This window comes from Micrococcus sp. CH7 (assembly GCF_001595485.1).
GTDB classification, from domain to species: Bacteria; Actinomycetota; Actinomycetes; order Actinomycetales; family Micrococcaceae; genus Micrococcus; species Micrococcus luteus.
This window is the reverse complement of sequence record NZ_LOSQ01000029.1, coordinates 1-22,687: the sequence shown is the minus strand read 5'-3', so window position 1 is coordinate 22,687 and position 22,687 is coordinate 1. Positions and strand designations below refer to the sequence as shown.

Annotated in this window: 30 protein-coding genes and 2 pseudogenes; 14 read left to right on the top strand and 18 right to left on the bottom strand. The window is 73.1% G+C overall.

The annotated features are described in order from the left end of the window. Positions 1-5 precede the first annotated feature (5 nt). Entirely contained in the window at positions 6-458 is a 453-nt protein-coding gene (locus AUV08_RS08120) for a DUF805 domain-containing protein (RefSeq protein ID WP_061866797.1), read from the top strand. Here the strand turns inward: AUV08_RS08120 and AUV08_RS08115 are convergent. Beyond that, positions 440-868, bottom strand: coding sequence for an organic hydroperoxide resistance protein (locus tag AUV08_RS08115; protein WP_036341242.1), 429 nt, complete (start codon positions 866-868; stop codon positions 440-442). The two genes, AUV08_RS08120 and AUV08_RS08115, sit on opposite strands and share 19 nt — an antisense overlap. A gap of 121 nt (positions 869-989) precedes the next feature. Here AUV08_RS08115 and AUV08_RS08110 point away from each other — a divergent pair, with 121 nt between their 5' ends. Beyond that, a complete protein-coding gene (locus AUV08_RS08110; protein WP_061873180.1) occupies positions 990-1,421 on the top strand; it encodes a MarR family winged helix-turn-helix transcriptional regulator in 432 nt (143 codons plus the stop codon). A 97-nt stretch (positions 1,422-1,518) separates the two neighbouring features. Here the strand turns inward: AUV08_RS08110 and AUV08_RS08105 are convergent, their stop codons facing one another. Together AUV08_RS08105 and AUV08_RS08100 are read right to left on the bottom strand one after the other, a co-directional pair. Further along, the gene (locus AUV08_RS08105) at positions 1,519-2,352 is read right to left on the bottom strand and encodes a cytochrome c oxidase assembly protein (RefSeq protein WP_061866798.1); all 834 of its coding nucleotides are present in this window, start codon (positions 2,350-2,352) and stop codon (positions 1,519-1,521) included. Next, positions 2,345-2,881: a DUF2243 domain-containing protein gene (locus AUV08_RS08100; RefSeq protein WP_010080014.1), complete on the bottom strand. Its 537-nt coding sequence runs from the start codon at positions 2,879-2,881 to the stop codon at positions 2,345-2,347. The genes AUV08_RS08105 and AUV08_RS08100 overlap by 8 nt, the downstream gene beginning before the upstream one ends. 99 nt (positions 2,882-2,980) lie before the next feature. Between AUV08_RS08100 and AUV08_RS08095 the strand changes: the two genes are divergently transcribed. Further along, the gene (locus AUV08_RS08095; protein ID WP_061873179.1) at positions 2,981-3,445 is read left to right on the top strand and encodes an NUDIX domain-containing protein; all 465 of its coding nucleotides are present in this window, start codon (positions 2,981-2,983) and stop codon (positions 3,443-3,445) included. A 31-nt stretch (positions 3,446-3,476) separates the two neighbouring features. Here AUV08_RS08095 and AUV08_RS08090 read toward each other — a convergent pair whose 3' ends face one another. Beyond that, positions 3,477-4,250, bottom strand: coding sequence for a bifunctional 2-polyprenyl-6-hydroxyphenol methylase/3-demethylubiquinol 3-O-methyltransferase UbiG (locus AUV08_RS08090; RefSeq protein WP_010080016.1), 774 nt, complete (start codon positions 4,248-4,250; stop codon positions 3,477-3,479). After that, complete coding sequence (locus AUV08_RS08085; RefSeq protein WP_036341240.1) at positions 4,247-4,864, bottom strand: hypothetical protein; 618 nt, start codon at positions 4,862-4,864, stop codon at positions 4,247-4,249. Before AUV08_RS08085 ends, AUV08_RS08090 begins: the two co-directional genes overlap by 4 nt. Before the next feature lie 59 nt (positions 4,865-4,923). On the opposite strand from AUV08_RS08085, the gene AUV08_RS08080 reads away from it, so the two are divergent. From AUV08_RS08080 to AUV08_RS08070, 3 genes are all read left to right on the top strand, one after another. Next, positions 4,924-5,493, top strand: a complete 570-nt coding sequence (locus AUV08_RS08080; protein ID WP_049145716.1) for an adenylate kinase — start codon at positions 4,924-4,926, stop codon at positions 5,491-5,493. 124 nt (positions 5,494-5,617) lie between these two features. Next, on the top strand, positions 5,618-6,058 hold the full coding sequence (locus AUV08_RS08075; protein ID WP_061866799.1) for a hypothetical protein: 441 nt from the start codon (positions 5,618-5,620) through the stop codon (positions 6,056-6,058). A gap of 140 nt (positions 6,059-6,198) precedes the next feature. Beyond that, a complete protein-coding gene (locus tag AUV08_RS08070; RefSeq protein WP_049145708.1) occupies positions 6,199-6,714 on the top strand; it encodes a GNAT family N-acetyltransferase in 516 nt (171 codons plus the stop codon). Between the two features lie 52 nt (positions 6,715-6,766). On the opposite strand, the gene AUV08_RS12235 is transcribed toward AUV08_RS08070, so the two are convergent. The 8 genes and pseudogenes from AUV08_RS12235 to AUV08_RS08045 all read right to left on the bottom strand — a co-directional run bounded on the left by AUV08_RS12235 (position 6,767) and on the right by AUV08_RS08045 (position 11,389). Beyond that, entirely contained in the window at positions 6,767-7,318 is a 552-nt protein-coding gene (locus AUV08_RS12235; RefSeq protein ID WP_225348748.1) for a hypothetical protein, read from the bottom strand. Then, on the bottom strand, positions 7,315-7,887 hold the full coding sequence (locus AUV08_RS08060; RefSeq protein ID WP_049145701.1) for a DUF2812 domain-containing protein: 573 nt from the start codon (positions 7,885-7,887) through the stop codon (positions 7,315-7,317). Before AUV08_RS08060 ends, AUV08_RS12235 begins: the two co-directional genes overlap by 4 nt. Before the next feature lie 61 nt (positions 7,888-7,948). Beyond that, positions 7,949-8,128: a hypothetical protein gene (locus tag AUV08_RS12070; RefSeq protein WP_158184041.1), complete on the bottom strand. Its 180-nt coding sequence runs from the start codon at positions 8,126-8,128 to the stop codon at positions 7,949-7,951. A 121-nt stretch (positions 8,129-8,249) separates the two neighbouring features. After that, entirely contained in the window at positions 8,250-8,411 is a 162-nt protein-coding gene (locus AUV08_RS11975) for a hypothetical protein (protein WP_153239435.1), read from the bottom strand. A 286-nt stretch (positions 8,412-8,697) separates the two neighbouring features. After that, positions 8,698-8,832 (bottom strand): annotated as a pseudogene (locus AUV08_RS12320) (GNAT family N-acetyltransferase); the annotation flags it as partial. A gap of 47 nt (positions 8,833-8,879) precedes the next feature. After that, entirely contained in the window at positions 8,880-9,293 is a 414-nt protein-coding gene (locus tag AUV08_RS08055; RefSeq protein ID WP_061873178.1) for a VOC family protein, read from the bottom strand. Positions 9,294-9,338: 45 nt separating this feature from the next. Beyond that, on the bottom strand, positions 9,339-10,664 hold the full coding sequence (locus AUV08_RS08050; RefSeq protein WP_230955748.1) for an MFS transporter: 1,326 nt from the start codon (positions 10,662-10,664) through the stop codon (positions 9,339-9,341). Further along, a complete protein-coding gene (locus AUV08_RS08045; protein ID WP_061866800.1) occupies positions 10,661-11,389 on the bottom strand; it encodes a class I SAM-dependent methyltransferase in 729 nt (242 codons plus the stop codon). The genes AUV08_RS08050 and AUV08_RS08045 overlap by 4 nt, the downstream gene beginning before the upstream one ends. Before the next feature lie 295 nt (positions 11,390-11,684). On the opposite strand from AUV08_RS08045, the gene AUV08_RS08040 reads away from it, so the two are divergent. The 7 genes from AUV08_RS08040 to AUV08_RS08010 all read left to right on the top strand — a co-directional run bounded on the left by AUV08_RS08040 (position 11,685) and on the right by AUV08_RS08010 (position 18,130). Next, a complete protein-coding gene (locus tag AUV08_RS08040; protein ID WP_061873177.1) occupies positions 11,685-13,034 on the top strand; it encodes an O-acetylhomoserine aminocarboxypropyltransferase/cysteine synthase family protein in 1,350 nt (449 codons plus the stop codon). A 1-nt stretch (position 13,035) separates the two neighbouring features. Beyond that, the gene (locus tag AUV08_RS08035) at positions 13,036-14,346 is read left to right on the top strand and encodes a cystathionine gamma-synthase (RefSeq protein ID WP_061866802.1); all 1,311 of its coding nucleotides are present in this window, start codon (positions 13,036-13,038) and stop codon (positions 14,344-14,346) included. Next, entirely contained in the window at positions 14,343-15,389 is a 1,047-nt protein-coding gene (locus tag AUV08_RS08030; RefSeq protein WP_061867626.1) for a DUF1852 domain-containing protein, read from the top strand. Before AUV08_RS08035 ends, AUV08_RS08030 begins: the two co-directional genes overlap by 4 nt. Continuing rightward, positions 15,386-16,417 carry a methionine synthase gene (locus AUV08_RS08025; RefSeq protein WP_061867627.1) on the top strand — a complete coding sequence of 344 codons (1,032 nt, stop codon included), beginning with the start codon at positions 15,386-15,388 and terminating at the stop codon, positions 16,415-16,417. Before AUV08_RS08030 ends, AUV08_RS08025 begins: the two co-directional genes overlap by 4 nt. Positions 16,418-16,613: 196 nt before the next feature. Then, positions 16,614-16,955, top strand: coding sequence for a luciferase family protein (locus AUV08_RS08020; protein ID WP_036314941.1), 342 nt, complete (start codon positions 16,614-16,616; stop codon positions 16,953-16,955). 75 nt (positions 16,956-17,030) lie between these two features. Beyond that, complete coding sequence (locus AUV08_RS08015; RefSeq protein ID WP_036314943.1) at positions 17,031-17,543, top strand: helix-turn-helix domain-containing protein; 513 nt, start codon at positions 17,031-17,033, stop codon at positions 17,541-17,543. Beyond that, positions 17,543-18,130, top strand: coding sequence for a PIN domain-containing protein (locus AUV08_RS08010; RefSeq protein ID WP_036314945.1), 588 nt, complete (start codon positions 17,543-17,545; stop codon positions 18,128-18,130). The genes AUV08_RS08015 and AUV08_RS08010 overlap by 1 nt, the downstream gene beginning before the upstream one ends. 33 nt (positions 18,131-18,163) lie before the next feature. Here the strand turns inward: AUV08_RS08010 and lysE are convergent, their stop codons facing one another. Next, entirely contained in the window at positions 18,164-18,778 is a 615-nt protein-coding gene (lysE, locus tag AUV08_RS08005; protein ID WP_036314948.1) for an L-lysine exporter, read from the bottom strand. Positions 18,779-18,849: 71 nt separating this feature from the next. Between lysE and AUV08_RS08000 the strand changes: the two genes are divergently transcribed. Continuing rightward, on the top strand, positions 18,850-19,725 hold the full coding sequence (locus AUV08_RS08000; protein WP_012751104.1) for an ArgP/LysG family DNA-binding transcriptional regulator: 876 nt from the start codon (positions 18,850-18,852) through the stop codon (positions 19,723-19,725). A gap of 23 nt (positions 19,726-19,748) precedes the next feature. Here AUV08_RS08000 and AUV08_RS07995 read toward each other — a convergent pair whose 3' ends face one another. The 4 genes and pseudogenes from AUV08_RS07995 to AUV08_RS12225 form a co-directional block, all read right to left on the bottom strand. Continuing rightward, positions 19,749-20,819 (bottom strand): GNAT family N-acetyltransferase, encoded by a 1,071-nt coding sequence (locus AUV08_RS07995; RefSeq protein WP_061873176.1) that lies wholly within the window; start codon positions 20,817-20,819, stop codon positions 19,749-19,751. Positions 20,820-21,295: 476 nt separating this feature from the next. Further along, positions 21,296-21,664, bottom strand: a complete 369-nt coding sequence (locus AUV08_RS07990) for a hypothetical protein (RefSeq protein WP_044659264.1) — start codon at positions 21,662-21,664, stop codon at positions 21,296-21,298. Further along, positions 21,661-22,044, bottom strand: coding sequence for a TetR/AcrR family transcriptional regulator (locus tag AUV08_RS07985; RefSeq protein WP_044659263.1), 384 nt, complete (start codon positions 22,042-22,044; stop codon positions 21,661-21,663). Before AUV08_RS07985 ends, AUV08_RS07990 begins: the two co-directional genes overlap by 4 nt. Positions 22,045-22,444: 400 nt before the next feature. Beyond that, a pseudogene (locus AUV08_RS12225) lies at positions 22,445-22,687 on the bottom strand (hypothetical protein); the annotation flags it as partial.

Sequence of the window (22,687 nt, the reverse complement as noted above, 5' to 3'; positions counted from 1 at the left end):
CGGCCATGACGTTCCTCCGGGCCGTGGGCCGCTTCTACGGACGCTACGCGCAGTTCGGCGGCCGGGGCGGGCGCGCCGAGTTCTGGTGGGTGGTGCTGTACCTGTCCCTCGGCATCACCCTCCTGTTCGAGGCCCTCGGGGCGGACACGACGACGGCCGCCCCCTCCGCCGTCGTGTTCCCCGGCTTCGCGGTCAGCGGTCTCAGCGTCCCCGCCGTCGACTCGATGACCGAGGCCTACCAGGCCTTCTCGGGGGTCTGGGGCCTGCTCCATCTGGTGCCCGCCTGGGCGCTGACGGCCCGGCGCCTGCACGACGCCGGGCTCAGCCGCGCCTGGCTGCTCCTGGCGCTGCTGCCCGTGCTCGGTGCGATCGCCCTGCTGGTGATGGTGCTCCAGCCCTCGGATCCGCGGGTGGCCGCGGAGGCCGCCGCGCCGAGCGGTCAGTCGTCGACGACCTGAACGTCCACGCGGATGTTGCCGCGGGTGGCGTTGGAGTAGGGGCAGACCTGGTGGGCGGCGTCGGCGAGCTGCTGCGCCTCGTCCTGGGGCAGGTCCGGGATGACGACCTCGAGGGTGACGGCCAGGCCGAAGCCCTCGCCGGCCTTGCCGATCGAGACGCGGGCGCCCACGGAGGAGTCGCCGAGCTTCTTCTTGGCCTGGCGGGCGACGCTCTGCAGGGCGGAGTGGAAGCACGCGGCGTAGCCGGCGGCGAAGAGCTGCTCGGGGTTGGCGCCGTCGCCGCTGCCGCCCATCTCGGCGGGGATCGCCAGGTCCATGTCGACGCGGCCGTCCGCGGTCCGGACGTGGCCGTTGCGGCCGCCGCCCGTGGCGATGGCCTCGGTGGTGTAGAGGGGCTCGATCTCGATCACGGTGTGCTCCTTGACGGTGTCTGGCCCGGGGTGCCGGGGGCCGCTCGACGGCGGCCACGGTCCAAGGTAGTCCGCGATCAGGTTGTGTGCAATCCAGTTGTCTGCGGGGTAGGTTGTCCGGGTGGACGTCACCCCCCTCGACCTCGACCGCCAGCTGTGCTTCTCCCTCTACCGCGCCAGCCGGGCGGTGACCCGCGCCTACCGGCCCCTGCTCGAGGAGCTGGGCCTCACCTACCCCCAGTACCTCGTGATGCTGGTGCTCTGGCAGGAGGACGGGCCGGTGGGCGTGAACGACATCGGCGCGCGCCTGGGACTCGACAGCGGCACCCTCACCCCGCTGCTGCGCCGCCTCGACCACGCCGGCCTGGTCACCCGTGCCCGCAGCGCCGACGACGAGCGGCGTCGCCTCATCTCCCTCGCCCCCGCCGGCCGGGACCTGCGCGAGGCCGCCGCCGACATCCCCGCACGCATGGCCGACCGCTACCCCGGGCCGGCCGGACAGCGGGAGGAGCTCAAGGCCTTCCTGGACGAGCTGGCCGCGGGACTCGACTGAGCCGGGGCGCGGGCGGGGGCGCAGGATCCCCGCGACCGCCTGCTGTGCTCAGGACCGCGTCATGAGGACGCGGTCCTGAGCACATCGAGCGGTCTTCTCAGGACGCCGCCCGGGCCACCACACCGCCCCGCCCCGACCGCACCGGCGCGGTGCGGCGGTACCAGTCCAGGCAGAAGACGGCGATCAGCACGAGGTCGATCCAGTCGCCGCCGTAGTACATGAGCTGGGCGCCGGCCTGGGCCTCCGCCACGCCCACGCCCGCCGGCGGATGCGCGTAGACGTGCTTGGAGAGGATCGCGTGCAGCGCGAGGAACGCCACGAGCACACCTGCCCGCAGCGGGTATCCGTGCGGGTGCGGTGCCGGGTCCACCTGCAGGATCGCGGCGGTGAACACCCACCCGGCCAGCAGCACGTGCACGTGCACCAGCAGATGCCCCACCGCGGAGGCATGCATCCAGGCGTGCAGGGGTGTGGTGTAGAGCAGCCACAGCCCGCCGATGTTCAGCAGCCCCGCCACCACCGGGTGCGAGACCACCCGCACGTACGGCGTGGACAGCACCCGGGACAGCCGCCGCGCCCACGCCACGGGCAGGCCCCGCAGGGCCACGGTCACCGGCGCGGACAGCACCAGCAGCAGCGGGGCGAGCATGCCCAGCAGCAGGTGCCCCCACATGTGGGCCGTGAAGTCGTGGTGGCCGAGCACCCCCAGCGGTCCCACCGCCACGACGCCGGCCACCACCCCCGCGGCCGCGCTCAGGGTGCGCGCGTCGGACCAGGCGCGGCCCCGGCGTCGTCCGGCGCGGACCAGCGCCGCATAGGCGACCAGGAACAGCAGGAGTCCGCCGCCGATGACGACGCCGGCCAGCGGGAACGGGGCGCTCGCCGCCTGGGCGCCGAGCTCCGCCCCGATCCCGCCGGGGTGCTCATGCACGGGCGGCCGCCCGGCGGGAGCCGCGCCGCCACGCCAGGGTGCCGATCACGAGGAAGGCGATCGCAATGGCCATCCACACGAGGTCGTACACGAGGATGTCGTCCACGGGCGCGTACGGGCCGGTGCCCTGCAGCTCCGTGGGGATGACCTCGTACCGGATCTGGTGGATCCTCATGAGCTTGTGCTGGACGGTGCCGTCCCACGCCTGGAACGCGCCCGCGCCGATCAGCACCGCCGGCCACCACCGGCCGACGCCGGGGCCGCCGCGGCGTCGCACGTCCGCGAAGAGGAACAGCCCGGCCACGGCGGCGAACCAGCCGAAGGCGTGGAAGAGTCCGTCGGAGACCAGGCCGACGGCCGCGGTGGACAGGTCGTAGAAGTGGTGCCAGTGCAGGAGCTGGTGCAGGACGACCTCGTCGACGAAGGCGGCCACGCCCACCCCGAAGAGGATCCCGGACAGCAGCAGGCGGCGGTGGAGGTCGGGGGCGGGGCGGCCGACGGGCCGAGCCGTGACGGAGGGGGAGGCCATGGCGCCCACGCTAGCGGCAGTTCCCAGCGAATGCCCAGGTCACGGGCGTCATCCACGCACCGGCCGCAGTGGCGGTCCCGTGAGGCGATGATGGTGCCCATGGCCGCCCACTCCTTCGCCCTCGTGCCCTCCTCCTTCGTCCTCTTGCTGCGGGGACGGGAGGTGCTGCTGCAGCGCCGGCATCACACCGGGTACATGGACGGGTTCTGGGTGGCGGGCGCCGCCGGGCACGTGGAGCCGGGGGAGGCGGCCCGGCAGGGGGCGGTCCGGGAGACGGCGGAGGAGCTCGGCGTCGAGATCGAGCCTGCTGCCCTCGAGCTGCTGACCGTCATGCAGCGCACGGACGGCACGGACACCCCGCGCGAGCAGCGCGTGGACTGGTTCTGGGCCTGCCGGTCCTGGGCGGGTGAGCCGCGGATCTGCGAGCCCGGCAAGGCCTCCCACCTGGAGTGGTTCCCCCTGGATTCGTTGCCGAGCCCGATTCCGGACTACGAGCGGCTCGTGCTGGAGGGCCTGCGCGACGGCGACCTCACCCCGGACACGGCGGTCGGGTTCGGGGGCTGAGGGGCATAGGGGCTCGCCGTCCACCGCCCGGTCAGTCCCGCACCGCCTCCACCACCATGAGCGGGTGCTCGGCGGGGTCGAAGGCCGTGCGGTGCCAGTCTCCGGAGAGCCGTTCTACCCGCAGCCCCGCTGCGGCCAGGTCCGCGCGCACCTGCTCCGCGGAGCGGAACTGCAGGTGCTGGTCCACCTCGGACACCTCCCCGGAGTCGAGGAACTCGGTGCGCACGCGCATCGTCACCACCCCGTGCCGGTCCGGGGCGGAGGTGCGCTCCGACTCGAGGACCCGCCCGGCCGGCATCGTGCGCTCCGTGGGGTCCTGCTGCCAGCCCTCCCACGCGCGCCGGACGGGGTTGCGCGTCTCGAAGACCAGGCGGCCGCCGGGCACGAGCCCCGCACCGATGCGCCGCAGCGACGCGTGCCAGTCGTCGTCGACCAGGTGCATGGCCACGTTGCCGCTCATCACCACCAGGTCGGCGGAGTCCGGCGCGATCAGCCCCGCATCCCCGTGTCGCCACTCGACGCCGTCCCCGCCCGGGCGCGCGCGGGCCGCCGCGAGCATGGCCTCGGCCGGGTCGATCCCGACAACGTCCCGCCCCGGGCCCGCGAGCGTCACCGTCAGGATGCCGGTGCCGCAGCCGAGGTCGACGATGCGGGTGCTGGCCCGCGCGGCCGAGACCTCGTCCGCGACCCGGCGGAAGAACGCGTGGTCCTCGCCCGCGGGGTTGTCCACGTCGTAGATCGCGGCGAGGCGGGCGTCGTCGTAGGTGCGCCGGTTGGCCTCGGCGCGGGAGGGGGCGTCGGTCATGCGCGCAGTCTGTCACCCGGGGCGGGCGCCCCCTGCCGCAGGGCCTGCCCCGCCACGATCAGCAGCATCGCCGCGCCGGCCGCCGCGGCCCCGGCCGGTCCCGCGGCGGGCACGCGGAGCATCGCCGCCAGGGCGCCGACCAGGCCCAGGACCAGCATCGACCCGCCGATCCACCGGAACACCGGCGCGCCGAACGCGCGCGCGAACGGCAGGAAGTGCGCGCCCACCACGGCCGCCACCAGGGCGATCTGCGCCGTCGGCGCGTCTGCGGCCCGGGCCACCAGACGGGTCACCGGGAACAGCAGCAGCATCACGACGACGGCGGCCCCGTACACCCGCAGCGCCCCGGGCGCCGGGGGCGGCAGGGCGGGCAGGGTCCGGCGGCGGAGCAGGACCGCCGCGAGGGCGAAGACGGCGAGGGCGACCGCCGCACTGCGGAGCATGCTCTGAGCGTCGCCGGGCAACCCGGCGATCCCGGCGAGCAGGAAGGCCATGCCGCCGACCACCCCGATCAGCCCGCCGAAGACCACCGGATGACCCGCCCGGCTGATCCCGCGGACGCGCTGGCCGTCCACGATCTGCCTGTGAGCGTTGCCTGTGTGCACCTGTGTCATCGTTTCCCTCCTGCTGTGTGCGACCGGGGCCATCGTGTCACGGCCGTTAGCCTCCTCCCATGCCCTCCGCCTCGATCGACCACGTGCGGCAGGCCCGCCGCGTCCTGTTCCACGGGGTCACGGGGGCCGGGAAGTCCACCGCGGCCGTGCGGCTCGGCGCTGTGCTCGGCCTGCCGGTCACCCTCGTGGACGAGGAGTTCGGCTGGCTGCCGGGCTGGGTCCCGCGGCCGGAGGCCGAGCAGACCGCCCTGGCGGACTCGGTCACGGCGGGGGAGGCCTGGGTGCTGGACTCCGCCTACGGCTTCTACCGGCCGATGGTCATGAAGCGGACCGACGTCGTCATCGCCCTGGACTACTCGCGGGCCCGGACCTTCACGCGCCTGGTGCGGCGCACGATCCGCCGGGTGGTGGGGCAGGGGGAGATGTGCAACGGCAACCGCGAGTCCTGGCGTCGGGTGCTCGGGGAGGAGTCGATCCTGCGCTGGCACGCCGCCACGTTCGACCGCAAGCGGGCATGGGCCCGGGAGCGGGAGGCCGCGGCGGAGGGGGCGCCGGTGCTGCGCCTGAGCACGCCGCGGCAGTGGGAGTGGGTGCTGGCCCGGCTGGAGGGCAGGCGGCAGGCTCCCTGAAGCACGCTGCTCCTCCGGACCTCACGTCGTGCTCAGGACCGTGTCCTCAGGACACGGTCCTGAGCAGAAGGGGAGGTCCTGCGGCCGCCTCGCCCTTCGTCCCGCGCTCTGACAGGGTGGGGCCATGGACGGGATGGAGCGGGAGAAGGTCTGGCACGTGCGGATCGCCGTCGCGGCGGCGCTCGTGGGATGCGCCGGCGTCGTGTCCGGACTGCGGCACGAGCTGGGGCTGGGATGGGCGGTCGGGCTGCTGACGGCGTGCCTCCTGGGCGTGGTCCTCGCCCTGCGCGACGTGCACCACCGGGTGGACCAGGAGGAGGCGGGGCGTCAGGTGTTCTACGCCGGCCGGGGGAGTACGGCGTGGTTCGCGGTGGTGATGGTGGGGGTCGCGATCGTGCCGGGCATGGTGATCCCCCTGCTCGCGGACGGGGCCGCCACGGCGCTGGGTGTGGGACTCTTCGCCGCCGTGCTGACCGCGGCGGCACACGGCGTGCTCGCGGCCACCACCACCGGGGAGCCTGAGCCCGAACCGGTCCCGGTGCCGTTGCGCCGCGAGGACGGCTGAGAATCCGCTGCGGAAGTGACCCTTCTGAGGGCGGTGGCGGTCGCCAGAAGGGTCAGTTCCGCAGTGGATTCGGCGACGCCGGAGCACTCAGGAGCACGTCGGGCGCCGGGCGTCGGACGCTCCCGTGGCACCATCGGCTCATGCCCGAGCGCCCCGCCCCCACGCCGCCCGCCGCCACACCCGGCCCCGCCCCTGCCGTCCATGCCGCGGGCTTCGACGAGCTCGACCGGACGACGGCCTACCGCCTCTGGCAGCTGCGGTCGCTGGTGTTCGTCGTCGAGCAGGACTGCCCCTACCTGGACCTGGACGGCCGCGACCTCGAGCCGGCCACCGTCCACCTGTGGGTCGAGGACGAGGCGGGCACGCCCGTCGCCACGCTGCGGCTGCTGGACGACGGCGACGTCGCCCGCATCGGCCGCGTCGTCACCCACCCCGACGCGCGGGGCCGGGCCCTGGCCGGGGCGCTGCTGGACGAGGCGGTCGCCCGGATCGGCGGGCGGCCGAGCGTGCTGGACGCCCAGGCCCACCTGGCGCACTGGTACGCCCGCTGGGGCTACGCGCCGGACGGGCCGGAGTTCCTCGAGGACGGCATCCCGCACGTGCCGATGCGGCGGGCGGGGGCGGGTGCGACGGACGGGCGTCGCGCGCACACCTGAGAATCGACTGCGGAAGTGACCCTTCTGGGGGTGTCAGCGGGCGTCAGAGGGGTCACTTCTGCAGTCGATTCCGGACGTCGCCGCTCGACGTCGCCTGGGTCACCGTCGCCTGCAGCTCCGCGGCCGTCTCTGGATCCGGGGTCACCACAGTGAACCGCTGTCCGTCGTGGGTGGTGAGGACCAGCCCGGCGGGGCCGCCGAGGTCCAGGCGCACGCCGCGGCGGGAGCGGGCCCGCCCCGTCACCGGCCAGTTGATGTAGGCGACGCCCGGGCCGACGTCGTCCTGGACCTCCACCGTGGCCAGTGAGTCCAGGGGCAGCTCGCGGGAGTACAGCGGGGCCCGGAGGCGGAGTACGCCGGCGGCGGGGTCCGCCGCGAGCTCGATGCGGGCGCGCAGGAACGCCACCTGGCTCAGCCACACGACCAGCCCGAGGCTCACCGCGGCGATCACGAGGATGCCCGCCGACCGTAGGGCCTGATCCAGCACGAGCAAGAGGACCAAGGGGAGCGCCGTGACGAACACCAACGCCCACCCCAGCACCGCGTAGCCGGGCGGCGGCTCGACGACGGCGGTGCGCGCCGCCTCGGCCGGCGCGGTGGTCATCGGCGCCGGTCCGGGTCCGACGGGGGCTTCAGCCCGAACCGGACGATGTGGAACGCCAGACCCAGCAGCAAGAGCCCCCAGCCGATGAGTCCTCGCCATTCGAGGTCCGTGAAGGAGAGGACGTAGAGGCCCGCGACGGTGGCGAGCACCGCCGCAAGAGGCCAGTCGGCGGCCGCCATCGCCAGCACCACCAGGAGCACGGCGGCGATCGTCACTGCGGTGTACCGCAGGAACAGGGCGCGGTTGCCGAGCGCCTCCTCGAGTCGTGACTCCGTGCCGGTGTGGACGGGGGTGGTACCGGGGGCGGCCTTGAAGAGGCGGATGTGGCCGTAGGTGAGCGCGGGCGTCCAGCCGGCGGCCCGGAAGAGGTCGAAGTGGTGGTCGTCGGGGTCGGTCTCGTAGGACATGTCGAAGACGACGTCCTCGGGCTCGGCGTCCTCGAAGCGCCAGCCGTGGGCGGCCAGGGAGAACCCGGTCAGCCGCTGGCCGCGGCGGGCCGTGTCTTCGAACCTCGCGAGGTCCTTCTCCGGGGTGAAGGCCGGCCCACTGCTCATGCGTGTGGTGCTCATGTCGTCTCCATGATCTGGTCGGCCATCGCCAGGATTCCGCGCCGGCGCTCGATGTCGCTCATCAGGACGCCGCGTCCCCGGGGGTGAGGCGATGGACGCGTCGGGCGTCGTCGCCGTCGAACTCCTCGATGAACCCGGCATCCCTGAGCTTCTTCAACGTGGTGTGGAGATGCGGATCATCGGGGTCCCGCCACTCCCCGAGAATCATTGAGGGATATATCTCTGAGTGACACTCAGTCATCGACTGCCGGTGGGTGCAAGGGGATGGGGCATCGGATGCCGACCTTGACGCCCCCCCGGGCGCGACGACGCCCCGGATGCGCGCGGCACCCGGGGCGTCGTCGGTGGGACGAGGTGGTCGGTCAGTGGCCGTAGCCGCCCTCGTCGTTCTCCTCGGTCTCCTTCTCGGACTGCTCGGCCTTGGCCGCGAGGCCGTCGACCTCGGCGGGCGCCTGCTGCGCGGCCTGGTCCTGGTCGCCGGGGGCGTCGGAGTTCTTCGTCTCGGGGATCTGCTGATCAGCCATGGGTGCCCTCCTCAGGCGTGGTGGGAGGGGCGCCGGGTGAGCGCCCCCTGTCCGACGGCGCCCGGGGTGGGGTGGGCCGACGTCGTCGCAAGTCAACCAAGGGTCAGGCCGACACGCCCACCCCTGGCCCTCCTGCCGGAGGCCCCCGGGTCAGTCCTTGCCGGGCAGCAGGTCGCGGGCGGTCTCGGCGGCGCGCTGGAGCAGGGAGTCGTCCCCGCCGCCGGCCCAGGAGGGGTCGTGGGGCATCGGGCCCATCGGATCGGCCGCGTCCGGGTCGGGTCCACCGCTGCACCTCGTTGCGCGACTTGGCTCGCGGGTAGTAGCGCATGACCTCCGCGTCTCCGAGGAGCCGGCACATGTCGTCGAGGTCAGCGTCGGTCATGCACCGGAACGTGAGTCGATCGGTGGGTTGCGGGATCACCCGACGACCTTACCGACGGCACTGAGCCGTGCCGCGGTCTGCCGCGCTCACCCCACGAAGACGCAGAAGGGGTGGCCGGCCGGGTCCGCGAACACGTACAGGGGCTCGTCCGCGTCGTCGGAGCGGTCCTGGACGAGGCGCCCGCCCAGGCGCAGGGCGTGGCCGTGGGCCGCGTCGAGGGAATCGCGGTCCGGCACGGTGAAATCCAGGTGCAGCTGCATCGGCACCTCGGGTGACGGCCACGTGCTGGGCTTCAGTTCCTCGGTGCGCTGGAATGTCAGGACGCGGCGGCCGTCGTCGTCCAGCAGCACGAGCCAGTCCGCGCTGTCCGGCTCGCGGCCGTCCGCGAGCTCGTCGCCCGCGCGGTAGTGGAGGCCGAGGAGCTCGCGGTAGAACTCCGCGACGGAACGGATGTCGGCGGCGTCGACGACCGGCTGCTGGAGCACGGGGCGGCTGACCATGGCCACACATTAAGCGACCTCGGCGTCCGCGTCAGCGTCTCGGCCTCAGTCGACGTCGTCGCGCCCCGCATCCACCCACCGCGCGGCCGGCACGACGGCGGCCAGCGAGACCACCGCCAGGACCTGCCACCCCGCGAGCGCCCAGCCGACCCCGAGCGTCGCCCCGAGCGCACCTCCCGCGAGGGTCGCCAGCGGCACGGAGCCCCGGGTGAGGGTGCGGCGCATCGCGGTGACCCGCCCGAGCGTGCCCTCGGGGCAGGCGCGGGCGGTCACGGCGGCCTGGGTGATGTTCCCGAGCAGGACCATGAACCCCCAGAGGGCCGCGCCGGCCAGCAGCCACGGCCCGGCATGAGCGCGGTCGACGTAGGCCAGCAGGTGCAGCCCCACGGCCACGGCGCAGCCGACCGAGCCGAGGAGGATGCACCGGCGCTCGCCCAGGCGGTCGATGGCCCGGCCCGCCAGGGACGAGGCCGCCAGTGCCCCGACCGCGCCCGCGGTGATCTGGACGCCCAGGAACTCCGGCCCGAGCCGCAGGTCGGTCAGGATCCAGACCGCCTCGACCGGGGCGAAGAGGGCCATGCCCACATTGGCGGCCACCGACCCCATCGTCAGCAGCCACAGGACCGGGGTGCGCCGCAGGACCGTCCACCCCTCCGCGGCGTCCTTCCCGAACCGGGCCCAGCGGGAGAGGACGTCCGCGACGCCGGGGTCCCCGTCGTCGTCCGGGACGTCCGCCGCGGCGGAGGGCCGCAACCGCACCCGGAGCGCGACGATCGCCGCCGCGAAGAGGAACGCCGTCGCGATGCCGAGCACGGGCCCTGCGCCCAGCGACCCGACGAGGACGCCCGCCGCGGCGGGCACGATCAACACGAGGGCGGCGTCGGCGGACTCGAGCCGCGCCGTCAGGCGGGCGACGGCGGTGGCCGGCACGACGCGCGGCACGAGCGCGGTCTGGGTGGTCTCGGCCAGCACCGTGAGCACGCCCAGCAGGGCCATGACGGCGGCGAGGTGACCGAACGTGAGCGCGTCGAGCGCCCACGCCACGACGAGCGAGCCGAGCACCGCCGCCTTGGCGAGGCCGGTGGCCGCGAGCAGCCGCGGGCTGAGGTGTCGGTCCACCACGATGCCGATGGGCACGCCGAGCAGGAAGAATCCCAACCCGGAGAGCGTCATCAGCACGCCCATGCCGTCGGCGCCCACGCCGAGCAGGAGCACCGCCAGGACGTCCAGGGCGACGTCCGAGGCGGACCGGCCACCCGCGTCGAGGGCGTTGGAGGCGACCAGCCACCGCGCCCGTCCTTCCGGCGGCGGGGGCGTCCCAGTGTCAGGGGTGCGGGGGGCAGGCGTCTGGCGACGCGGGTCCGTGCTCACCGCCACACGTGGAGCAGGTAGCCGTAGCTCAGCGACGTCGCTGCGGGGTGCTCGGCGAGCCACGCGTCGGCGACCCCTCGCTCGAACTCCAGCCGCAGGACGGCCTCGAGGTCGGCGCGGGAGTCGAAGGTCCACGAGCTCATGACCTCACGGGTCTCGGCCCCGACGCCGGCCCACCACTCGCGGGCGTACGTGTCCTGGCCCTGCGCCGCGGCGTTCGTGCTCGCCCGCAGCAGCTCGGCGAACTGGCCGCGCTCGGTGTCGTTGTCGATCACCACGAGCGCGCCGCCGGGCCGCAGCACCCGGGCGACCTCGTCCAGGCCGGGTCGGACGTCCCAGTGCGGGTGCGGGAAGAAGTACGCGAACCGGGCATGCACGACGTCGACGCTCGCCTCCGGCAGCGGGATCCGCGCGGCCGAGCCGTACAGCACGCGCGCCCCGCCGGGGCGGGCGCGGGCGGCCCCCAGCAGGCGCACGTCCGGCTCGACGGCGATCGTCTCGGCCGCGTCGGCGTAGCGGGGCAGCCAGAAGCCGGTGCCCGCACCGAGGTCGAGCAGCGTCCGCCCGGCCCAGGGCGCCGCCTCCTGCAGCGCCGCCCAGAGGGCGCCCTCACGGTCCATGGCCGCGTTCTCGATCTCGTACAGCGCCGGGTCCACGCCCTGGTTGCCCGAGGGCCGGAAGTCGGGCAGGTCCACGGCCGGTCCGCCCGGTGTGCTCTGCGTCATGCCCGGGAGTCTGACACACCCCCCCTCCACGCCGGTCCGTCACACGAGTCCGCCACGGCCCGCCGCGCCCCGGAGAGGCTCCGGCCGGTCCTGGATGGCGCGGTGGCGGCTCATGTGACGTGGGAGCCGGCCGTCCGCTGGACTCGCGGCGGCCCACCGCGTGGGATGGGCTCACCACCCATCCAGAGCGGCCGAGAGATCTGGCTCGACGACGCCGCAGCAACCCGCCCGCCGCACCCGGACCCCCGGGAACGGCAGGCCCGGTGCTACCGCCAGGACCGATGGAGGAGAGCAGATGCCCCGTCACGCCACACAACAAGTCCACGCCGGCTACGAGCCCGCCGCACCCCACCGGCCGGTCGTCCCGCCCATCCACCAGACCACGGCGTTCCGTTTCCCGGACCACGCCACGGCGGCATCGATGTTCCGGCTCGAGACCCCCGGCTTCACCTACAGCCGCACGGGCAACCCGACCGTCGCCGTGTTCGAGAACCGCCTCGCCGCACTGGAGGGCGGCATCGGCGCGATCGCCACGGCCACCGGCCAGGCCGCCGTCGCGCTGTCCCTGCTGGCGCTGCTGCAGGGCGGCAAGCACCTGGTCGCCTCCAGCCAGCTCTACGGGGGCACCGTCGACCTGCTGACGGACACGTTCGCGGACTTCGGCATCGAGGTCACCTTCGCGGACCCGGCGGACCCGCCCGCGTGGGCCGCCGCGGTCCGGCCCGACACCCGCGCGTTCTTCCTCGAGGCCATCACCAACCCGCTCGCCTCCCTCCCGGACCTGCCCGCGCTCGCGGACCTCGCCCACGCGGCCGGCGTGCCCGTGGTGGTGGACAGCACCCTCGCGACGCCGGCCCTCTACCGGCCGCTGGAGCACGGCGCCGACATCGTCGTGCACTCGGCCACCAAGTTCCTCGGCGGGCACGGCGCGGTGCTCGGCGGCGCGATCGTGGACGGCGGCACGTTCGACTACGGCGCGGCGCCGGACCGGTGGCCGCAGCTGGCCCGGCCCAAGGCCCGCTACGGCGGGCAGACGCTGGTCGAGCGGCACGGCCGCGGAGCCTACCTGACGCTGGCCCGCAGCAAGTTCCTGCACGACCTCGGCCCCACCCTCGCCCCCGCGAGCGCGGCGCAGTTCATCCAGGGGCTCGAGACGCTCGACCTGCGCGTGGCCCGCCACACCGCCACCGCCCTGGCCGTGGCCGAACACCTGGCCGGGCACCCCGTCGTCGCGCGGGTGCACCACCCCGGCGTGGCCGGACATCCCAGCGCGGCGCTGGCCGCCCGCGACTTCCCGGACGGCGTCGGCTCGGTGTTCTCCTTCGACCTGGCCTGCGGCCCCGAGGCCGTGGCCCCGTTCCTCGACGCGCTCGAGCTGTTCCAGCTGGTGGTCAACGTCGGCGACGCCCGGTCCCTCGTCTCCCACCCTGCGACCATGACGCACTGTCGCCTGACGCGGCAGCAGCGCGAGGACGCCGGGATCGCCGAGACCACCGTCCGGCTCTCCATCGGGCTGGAGTGTCCCGACGACCTGATCGCGGACCTGGACCGCGCCCTGGCCGTGGTGTCCGCCGCCGGGCCGGCCGTCCCCGCCACCACGCCCGCCGTCCCCGAGACCGCCGCCGTCACCCAGGAGGTGCGCTGAGATGACCGCCGTCCACCACACCACCCGCTCCGTGTCCCGTCCCGCCGTCCGCGGCTTCACCACCACCGCCGTGCACGCCGGCCAGGAGCCCGACCCGCTGACCGGCGCCGTGGTGCCGCCGATCTACCAGACCAGCACCTTCGTGCAGGACGGCATCAACGTGCTGCGCGCCGGGCACGAGTACAGCCGCGGCTCCAACCCGACCCGGAACGGCTTCGAGACCCAGCTCGCCGCCCTCGAGCACGGCGACCGGGCGTTCGCGTTCGCCTCCGGGCTCGCCGCCGAGGACGCCCTCCTGCGGGCCGTGCTGCGCCCCGGCGACCACATCGTGCTGGGCGGCGACGGCTACGGCGGCACCCACCGCCTCATCACCACCGTCCTCGAGCCGTGGGGTGTGTCCAACACCCCCGTGGACATCACCGACCCGACGGCGGTCGCCGCGGCCGTCCGTCCCGGCCGCACCGCGCTGCTGTGGGTGGAGACGCCCTCCAACCCGCTGCTCGGCATCGCGGACCTGGCCGCCTGGGCGCAGATCGCCCACGACGCCGGCGCGCTGCTGGTCGTGGACAACACGTTCGCCTCGCCCTACCTCCAGCGGCCCCTCGACCTCGGCGCGGACGTGGTGGTGCACTCCACCACCAAGTACATCGGCGGGCACTCGGACGTGCTCGGCGGCGCCGTGGTGGTGGCCGACCGCGAGTTCCGCGGCCGGGCGCTGGCCGAGGCGGTGGCCTATCAGCAGTTCGCCGCCGGCGCGGTCGCCGGCCCGCAGGACTCCTACCTCGCCGCCCGCGGCCTCAAGACGCTCGGCCTGCGCATGGACCGGCACGGCGCCAACGCCGCCGCGCTCGCGGGCTGGCTGCAGGGCCGCCCCGAGGTCGCCGAGGTCTTCTACCCCGGGCTGCCCGACCACCCGGGCCACGAGCTCGCCGCGCGGCAGATGGACGGCTTCGGCGGCATCGTCTCCGTCCGGTTGGCCGGGGGAGAGGCCGCGGCCCGCGCGTTCGCCGAGGCCACCGAGCTGTTCGCGCTCTCGGTCAGCCTCGGCGGGGTCGAATCGCTGCTCTGCTACTCCTCCGAGATGACCCACGCCTCCGTGCGGGGCACGCCCCTGGCCGTCCCCACGGACCTGGTCCGGCTCTCCGTCGGCATCGAGGACGTGGCCGACCTGCAGGCGGACCTCGAGGCGGGCCTCGAGTGCGCCGCACGCGTCGCCGCCGGCCGCGGGGCGCCGTCGTCGTCCGCGGTGCCCCGTCCCGCCCCCGCCCACCACCGCACCACCCGCGCCCGCACCCCGGAGAGGACCCGATGAGCCACGCCACCCTTGTCCCGAGCACCGCGCCCGCCCGCGTGGACGACCTGACGTTCAGCATCCACACCACGCCGTTCGACGAGGACTACACGCCCGCCGCCAGCACGCGCGCCACCACGAACTTCGCGAACCTCGCCCGCGGCGCGGACCGGCGGGAGAACCTGCGCGCCGCCCTGGCCATGATCGACGGGCGCCTCAACGACCTCGCCCCCTGGGACAACCCGGAGCGGGACCGCTACACGGCACGGATCGAGATCGTCTCGATCGACGTGCACTTCACCGCCGACGACGGCGCAGACGTCGACTTCCCGCTCATGGAGATGCTCGACGTGCGGGTGGTCGAGCGTGCGACGGGCGCTGTGCTCGGCCGCAGTGTGGGGAACAACTTCTCCTCCTACGTCCGCGACCACGACTTCTCCGTGGTGCTGCCCGCGCACGCGGCGACGTCGCCGGGGACCGAGGAGCCCGACGGCTTCGGCGACCTGCACGGGCGGCTGTTCCGGCACCTGCTCGACTCGCAGGCGTACCGGGAGCGGTTCCCGCAGCCGCCCGTGATCTGCATCAGCGTGTCCACGAGCCGCACCTACCGGCGGCTGACGAACGAGCACCCGGTGCTCGGGGTCGAGTACCGCCAGGACGAGCCCTCCCGCACGGACCGCTACTTCGGCCGGATGGGCCTGGGGATCCGGTGCTTCCTGCCGCGCGGGGCCGTGGCGCCGCTGGCGTTCTACTCGCGGGGCGACCTGCTCAACGACCACGCGAACCTCTCCCTGGCCGGGCTGATCGCCACCATGGAGACCTTCCAGCGGATCTACCGGCCGGAGATCTACAACGCGAACGCCGGGGCCGGCGAGGTCTACCGGCCGCGCCTGGACCACGGCGACTTCTCGCAGACCCGGATCGCCTACGACCGCGAGGAGCGGGCCCGCCTCGGCCGGGAGCAGGGGGAGTACACGCAGGAGCACTTCGTGGGCCCGCACCGCGACCTGCTGGAGCGCTGGGCCGCCGCCCACGCCGCACGAGACACCGAGGAGACCCGATGACCACCCTGATCCCCACCGCCCTCGTCGGCAGCCTGCCGAAGCCCGGCTGGCTCGCCGAGGAGGAGACGCTCTGGTCGCCCTGGAAGCTCGAGGGGGAGCAGCTGCGCGAGGGCAAGCTCGACGCGCTCGCCCTCGCCGTGGCCGATCAGGAGCGTGCGGGCATCGACATCGTCTGCGACGGCGAGCAGACCCGCCAGCACTTCGTCACCACGTTCATCGAGCACCTCGGCGGCGTGGACTTCGACCGGCGCGAGACGGTGCGGATCCGCGACCGGTACGACGCGAGCGTGCCGACCGTCGTCGGGGAGGTGGGCCGGCCGGCGCCGGTGTTCGTGGACGACGCGAAGGCTCTGCGCGCGCGGACGGACCGGCCCATCAAGTGGACCCTGCCCGGGCCGATGACCATGATCGACACCCTCGCCGACCGCCACTACGGCAGCCGCGAGAAGCTCGCGTGGGAGTTCGCGCGCATCCTCAACGAGGAGGCGCGGGAGCTGGCGACGGTGGGCGTCGACGTCGTGCAGTTCGACGAGCCCGCGTTCAACGTGTTCTTCGACGACGTCCGCGACTGGGGCGTGGCGACGCTCGAACGTGCGGCCGAGGGCCTGACGTGTGAGACGGCCGTGCACATCTGTTACGGCTACGGGATCAAGGCGAACAACGACTGGAAGGCCACGCTCGGGGAGGAGTGGCGCCAGTACGAGACGTCGTTCCCGCTGCTGCGCGAGTCCACGATCGACACGATCGCCCTGGAGCGGCACCACTCCCGGGTGCCGGCGGAGCTCATCGGCCTGCTGCGCGGCAAGAAGGTGATGGTCGGCGCGATCGACGTGGCGAGCGACGAGATCGAGACGCCCGAGGAGGTCGCGGCGACCCTCCGGGAGACCCTCGAGTTCGTGGACGCGGACAAGCTGATCGCGAGCACCAACTGCGGCATGGCGCCGCTGGCTCGCTCCGTGGCGCGGGACAAGACCGCCGCGCTCGTGGCCGGCGCGCGGATCCTCCGGGAGGAGCTGGGCGGGGAGTGAGGGGGGCCTGATGGCCTTGCCTGGCCGGCGGGGCCCCGTCAGGATCGTCTGCATGGATCCTGATGCGAGCCCCCGTGTCCGGCTCACCGCTGACGATCCCCGGCCGGGCAGTCGTCCCGCGACGTCGACCGAGGGGCCCCACCGACAGCTTGATCAGCGATCATCGCCGGAGCTGTGGGGCCGTCTGGTCGCTGCGGTGTTCGCCCTCGACGGCGTCGAGGAGGGCCACAGCACCGTCTCGCCAGCAACGTCGCGCGCCCTCCACCTGACAGGCCGGCCGGAGGAGCGCACCCCGGAGGTCAACCTCTCACCAGGCCGGCGCTGGGAGCCGGTGCACCTGCATGGGGTGGACGACACGTCAGTGCACCTCGTCCTGGCGCCCGAGCGCGGCGTCCGTCTGGCCGAGCTCGGATGGCTCGAACCGCATGGCTACGCGGACTTCGGCACGGAGTGGATGCTCTACGGTCCGCGGGACGAGGCAGAGCTGGCCGTCGTCGTCGGGATCATCGAGGAGTCGCTCGCCTACGCGCGCGGTTGACGCAGCGCCCCGGAGCGGGGAAGCGGACGCGAGAGGAAACTGCGAATTTTTCGTTTTCGCGGGTAGTCTTGTTCCATGACTGCGACGGTGAATGACAAGCACACGGTGCTGCCGCCGACGGACCTCGAGGAGATGCTCGACGTCGGCAGGTTCCTCGACGGCCTGACGCAGCCGGCCGCCCTGGTCGGCCCTGATGGGCAGAAGGTCCCCCTGCCGCCAGAGGCTTTCAACGTCCTGCGGGACGTCGTCGAGGCGATGCGGGTGGGCAAGGCCATCACGGTGGCACCCGTCGACCAGCTGCTCACGACACAGGAGGCGGCGAACTTCCTCGGCATCAGTCGTCCCACGCTGGTGAGGCTGCTCGAGGAGGGCGCGTTGCCGTACGAGAGGACGACCGGTGGTCGGCACCGACGCATCCGGCTCCAAGACGTCGTGTCCTATCAGCAGCGGAAGCGCGGGGAGCGGCGTGCCTCGCTGAGCGACCTCGTAGGGGAGGCCTCGTCTGCGGGGCTCTACGACCAGAAGGCGGAGTCCTACCGCGAGGCGTTGCGTCAGGCTCGCGCCGACCTCCGGGGTGAGCGCGGGTAGTGGCGCGCTTCAGCGCGGTGCTCGACGCGTGCGTCCTCGTGCCCATCGCCCAAGCGGACACCTTGCTGCATCTGGCCGAGGCGGGCCTCTATCGGCCGGTATGGAGCGGGCGGATCCTCGACGAGACGGTGCGCGCACTGGAAGCGATGCATCCAGACATGCGTGCGTCGGGGGCGGCGCGTCACCGTGCCGGGGTCATGGACGCCGCCTTCGACGACGCGCGGGTCGAGGGGTGGGAGCAGCTCGTGCCCGGGATCGATCTTCCGGACCCCGATGATCGGCATGTGGTCGCCGCCGCGATCCAGGGACGTGCTGACCTGATCGTCACGGCGAATCTGAAGGACTTCCCGCGGGAGGTCGTTGAGTCCTTCGACATCGAGGTGCAGAGTCCGGATGAGTTTTTCATGAACCAGCTCGACCTGGACCCGGCTCGAGTGATGACGGCCCTCGCAGCCCAAGCGGGCGCGACACGGAATCCTCCGTTGACCGTCAGGGACGTCCTTGAGCGGCTGGTGCCGTGCGGTGCACCCCTGTTCGCGGAGGCCGCACGAGCCCAGCTCTGGCGGGTCGACGTTGAGCGACCTTGATTCAGCCCGACGCCAGAACCGGCGTCTGTCGGCTCACCCCCACACGCCGGAACCGGCGATGAGCCGGACCGCGAGCACCGCCATGACCACCGCGATCACCACGTCCACCACGCGCCACGCCTTCGGGTCGGCGAGCACCCGGGCCAACAGGCGCGCGCCGTAGCCGAGCGCGGTGAACCACAGGACCGAGGCGGCGACGGCACCGGCGGCGAAGACCCACCGCGCGTCGGGACCGTGCTGGTTGGCGAGGCTGCCCAGCAGCACCACGGTGTCCAGGTAGACGTGCGGGTTGAGCCAGGTCAGCGCGAGCGTGGTGGCGATGACCGAACCCGCGGTGCGCGGCGCCTGTTCGGCCACGAGCCCCTGCGGGCGCAGCGCGGCACGCAGGGAGGAGACCGCGAACCAGAGCAGGTACAGGGCGCCGCCCCAGCGCAGCACCTCGAGCAGCCACGGCACGGCCTGCACGAGCGCGCCCACCCCGGCGGTCCCGGCCAGGATCAGCACGGCGTCCGAGGCCATGCACACCAGCACGACGGCGCCCACATGCTCCCGGCGCACGCCCTGGCGGAGCACGAAGGCGTTCTGGGCGCCGATGGCGACGATGAGGGCGAGTCCGGTGAGCAGGCCGGTGCCGGCGAGGGTCCACATGGGTGAGGACGCTAGAGCCCGGCCGGGCCTGAGCCAAACGAAGAGAACTGCAGGTGCCTAAGCTCTGCTTCATGAACCTGGATCAGCTGCAGGCGCTACGTGCGATCGCCGACGAGGGCTCGTTCGAAGCGGCCGCGTACGAGCTCGGCGTCAGCGCCTCCGCGGTCAGCCAGCGCATCCGCGCCCTGGAGCGGGAGGTGGGCCAGGTGCTGCTCCGGCGCGGCACACCCTGCGAGCCGACCGAGGCCGGCATCGGCCTGGTGCGCGTGGCCCGGCACATGCGGGTGCTCGAACAGGAGGCGTGGGCCGGGCTGGGCCGCACGGCGGCCGGGCGCAGCGTCACCTCCCTGGCCGTGCCCGCCGACGTGCTGGGCACGTGGTTCGGGCCCGTCCTGGCCGAGGCCGCCGACTGGGACGACACGGTCCTGGACCTGCACGTCGAGGACCAGGACCACAGCGCCCGGCTGCTGCGCCGGGGCGAGGTGCTGGCCGCCGTCACCACGGAGCCGCAGCCGGTGCAGGGGTGTGCGGCGGAGCCGCTGGGGAGCATGCGCTACGTCCCGCTCGCCTCGCCCGCCCTGCTCGCCCGGCACGCGGCGGGCGACGTCGTCGACCTCGGCGCGATGCCCATGATGCGCTACAACGCGAAGGACGACCTGCAGCGCCTCGCGCTGAGCGGCGCCGGGCTGGACGTCGCCCCGCCCACGCACCTGGCGCCGTCGTTCGACGGGTTCCACCGGTCCGTCCGGGCCGGCCTGGGGTGGGGGATGCTCGTGGACGCCCAGGCCGTCGAGGACGTGCGCGCCGGCCGGCTGGTCCGCGTGCCCGGGCTCGACGACGTCCTCGTACCCCTGTACTGGCAGGCGGCCACACTGCCCGTGACGCGCCTGGTGCGGCTCACGCGGGCGGTGCGGGAGGCGGCCCAGCGGACGCTCGAGCGGGGGTGAGGCGGCACCGAGGTCGCGGACCGTCAGCGACGTCGCAGGGGTGCCGGCGCCTCCATGGACGCCTCGACCAGCACGGGCCGGAAGCCCAGCGCCTCGTTGACGTCGAGCATGTGCCGGTTCTCCTCGGCGTTCCACGTGATGATCGCGCGGGCCTCGGGCAGCGCGTCGCGCACGGCGATGAGGTTCGCCGCCTTCACGCGCATGCCGAGGCGGTGGCCGCGGTGCTCGGGCAGCACGATGGTGTCCCACTGGTCGATGAGACCGTCCGGGCGCGAGCGGGGCGCCACCAGCTCGCTCAGGGCGACGATCCGACCGGTGGCACGGTGCCGCGCCACCGCGCGGAAGAGCCGCCCGGTCGTGAGGATCTGCTCGTCCATGCGACGCACGCGGGCAGCGTCCCAGACCTGCTCCACCACGGTGCGTTCCCCGGAGGGCACGTCCGTGGCCATGCGGGCCTTGAGGACGGCGAGGTCGTCCTGCAGGGACGCGTCGGCCGCGCCCTCCCAGGCGTGGAGCTCGTAGTCCGGCGAGACGCGTTCGGCCTCGGCCAGGGCGACGGCGGGGTCGATCCCCGGATCGGCGAAGTCATACCGGCTCACCCGCTCGATCTGGGCGAGCGCGAAGCCGTAGGACTGGGCGAGACGCACACCCGGATGTTCGGCGGGCACCGCGCCGGCGCCGTTGGGCGGGGTGAGCGTCCGGGGCCCGGCCACCGGCCGCGGCGTCAGCGGCCAGGTCTCGAAACGGGTGAGGCCGGCGGTGTCCTGGACGAGCCGCTCGGCCAGTGCGCGGCCGTGGCCGCGTCCGCGGTGCCGCGGGTGGACGTAGACGTTGAGGGCGGCCGCGTCAGGGTCGTCGACGTGGTTGATCAGGACGCGGGCGTAGCCGACCGCATCGCCGTCGACGTACGCCAGGTAGCGGCGCTGCGTGTGGTCGGTCTCGGCGGCGGCCTGGATGAGCGCATCCGTGGGGGTCTCATCCCACTCGGTCGTGCCGATCAGCTCGTGGTTGTACTCGTCGCCGAGCTGGCAGTAGGCCCGCCAGCGGGGGTCGTCCGGCGAGGCGGGCAGGGGGAATTCGATGATGTCAGGCATGCGGTGACTGCTTTCTGCAGAAAGGGGTGGGCGCAGAGGCACCCGTCGAGCCGTGCTCGAGACGGGCGCGTGGGGAGGCCGGTGGTGGGTCGTCGGACCCCCGGGGTCACTGCTGCTGCATCATGGGGTGAACTGTGTCACGACGCGGATCGGTGGGCAAGGGCTTTTGCCGGAGAGATGCAGGCAGATTCCACCTGATGCGCGGGGAACTCTTCGCATGTCGGGCGGGATCCGGTCGGCGTGAAAACTGGGTGTCCAGGTGGGCGCCCCCGCGGGCCCCAGGGATCGCCCGAAACGTACGGGCGGCTGCCGCTCTAGCGGGTTGGTTGTGGCGAGCCGTGTGGCGGGCGGACAGGGCCGGAGGGGGCGCACACGGCGCATGGCGGGGCCCCTCGTCACAAACGACCGATTGTGCCGCCTGGGCGAGCTTGCCGGACGGGCGGGGCGATCCGTCGGCGCCCCGATTCTCTGATGGTTTAGCTCTGGGCGGGTTCGATCGCCCCGTTGACGAGCCGCACGACCTCGTGGGGGTCCTCGACCGTGACCATCACGCGCTCGTACTCCTCCTCCGGGCTCAGGGTGAAGACGACGACCTTCTCGTAGCCTGAGATGTTCCAGAACTGCTTGTTCCCGCCAGCGTGGAAGGTGCCGGAGAGCTTGTTCGGCAGACCCAGTCCGGGGCCACGCCACCCCTTGGGCTCGTTGCGCAGGTCTGGATCGTAGGTCGCGCCCAGGACGTGCTCCAGGGGGAACTGCAGCTTGCCAGTGAAGGACCACAGCTTGTCTAGGCCGGTGGGCTCAATGGTCAGGGTGCCATCCTTGATGGTGACCGTGTTGTTGCTCATGAGGTGCTCCTTTTCTGCGGGGTCGAGATGCCGGCTCGGGTGAACAGGCGCTCGGCGAGGACGGCGGGGGTGATGTGGAAGCGGGCGAGGACGGCGGCGACCTTCTGCTGTATGCGCTCATCGGACGGAGCAAGATCGGTCAGCGCCACCAGGCAGAGGTCCAGTCGGGTGGCGGGGTCGACTTCTGGCTCGCATACGTGGTCGAGGGCGCGCAGGAACAGGCCTTGCTTGCTGCCGAAGACGCCGTAGAGGCTGCTGCGGTTCACGCCCGTGGCCCGCACGAGGTCCTCGACGGAGGTGGCGTGGAACCCGCGGTTGCAGAAGACGTCTACCGCCGCGGCAATGGCGGTCGCTTCGTTGAACTCTCTGGGCCTGGGCATGGTTACAGAATGATCGTTCCAGAACGATCAGTCAAGACCGGAATGGCCTAGGGGGAGTTGGGTGCCAGCTGCGGGTCGGTTTCCAGCGGAGCGGGCCCCGCGTGGGAGCTGTCTGGCGAGGGTTGTGGCGAGGATTCAGTCCGCCCCACACGACCGTTTGCGCCCTTAGTCCGAACACGGAGAGTGGCTGGGCAGATGCGTCACGGGAGTTTTCGCCGAGGGGCCTCCCGGCGTGCGTCTGATGCGACACTGGCCGCATGAATATCGCTTGGACCAGACGGCCTAGGTGTTGTGGGTCATGAGGTTCTTGACATGGGTACCGGGCTGAGATGAGACGAGTGGGCCTCTCCCGCAGGATGGAAGTACCGGGCGTGTCAACTTGTCTGTGTAAGCGGGGTGGTCACAGGTAGGGGTTGATCCGGTCGGGGTAGGCCGCGGCGAGCTGGGCGAGGGCCTGCTTCCAGTTCGTGACGGCCTGGCCTTCGACGAGCCGGCCCTGGGCTTTGCGCTGGCCGGCGGGTTTGCCCCGGTCCCGAGCGCGTTCGGCGGCGCGAGTTGAGTCCCGCATAGTGGTGTAGCGCCCGGTGGTCGGGCACGTCGTTCCAGACGTGGACGCGGCCACCGTGTGATCCTTCGAGTCAAC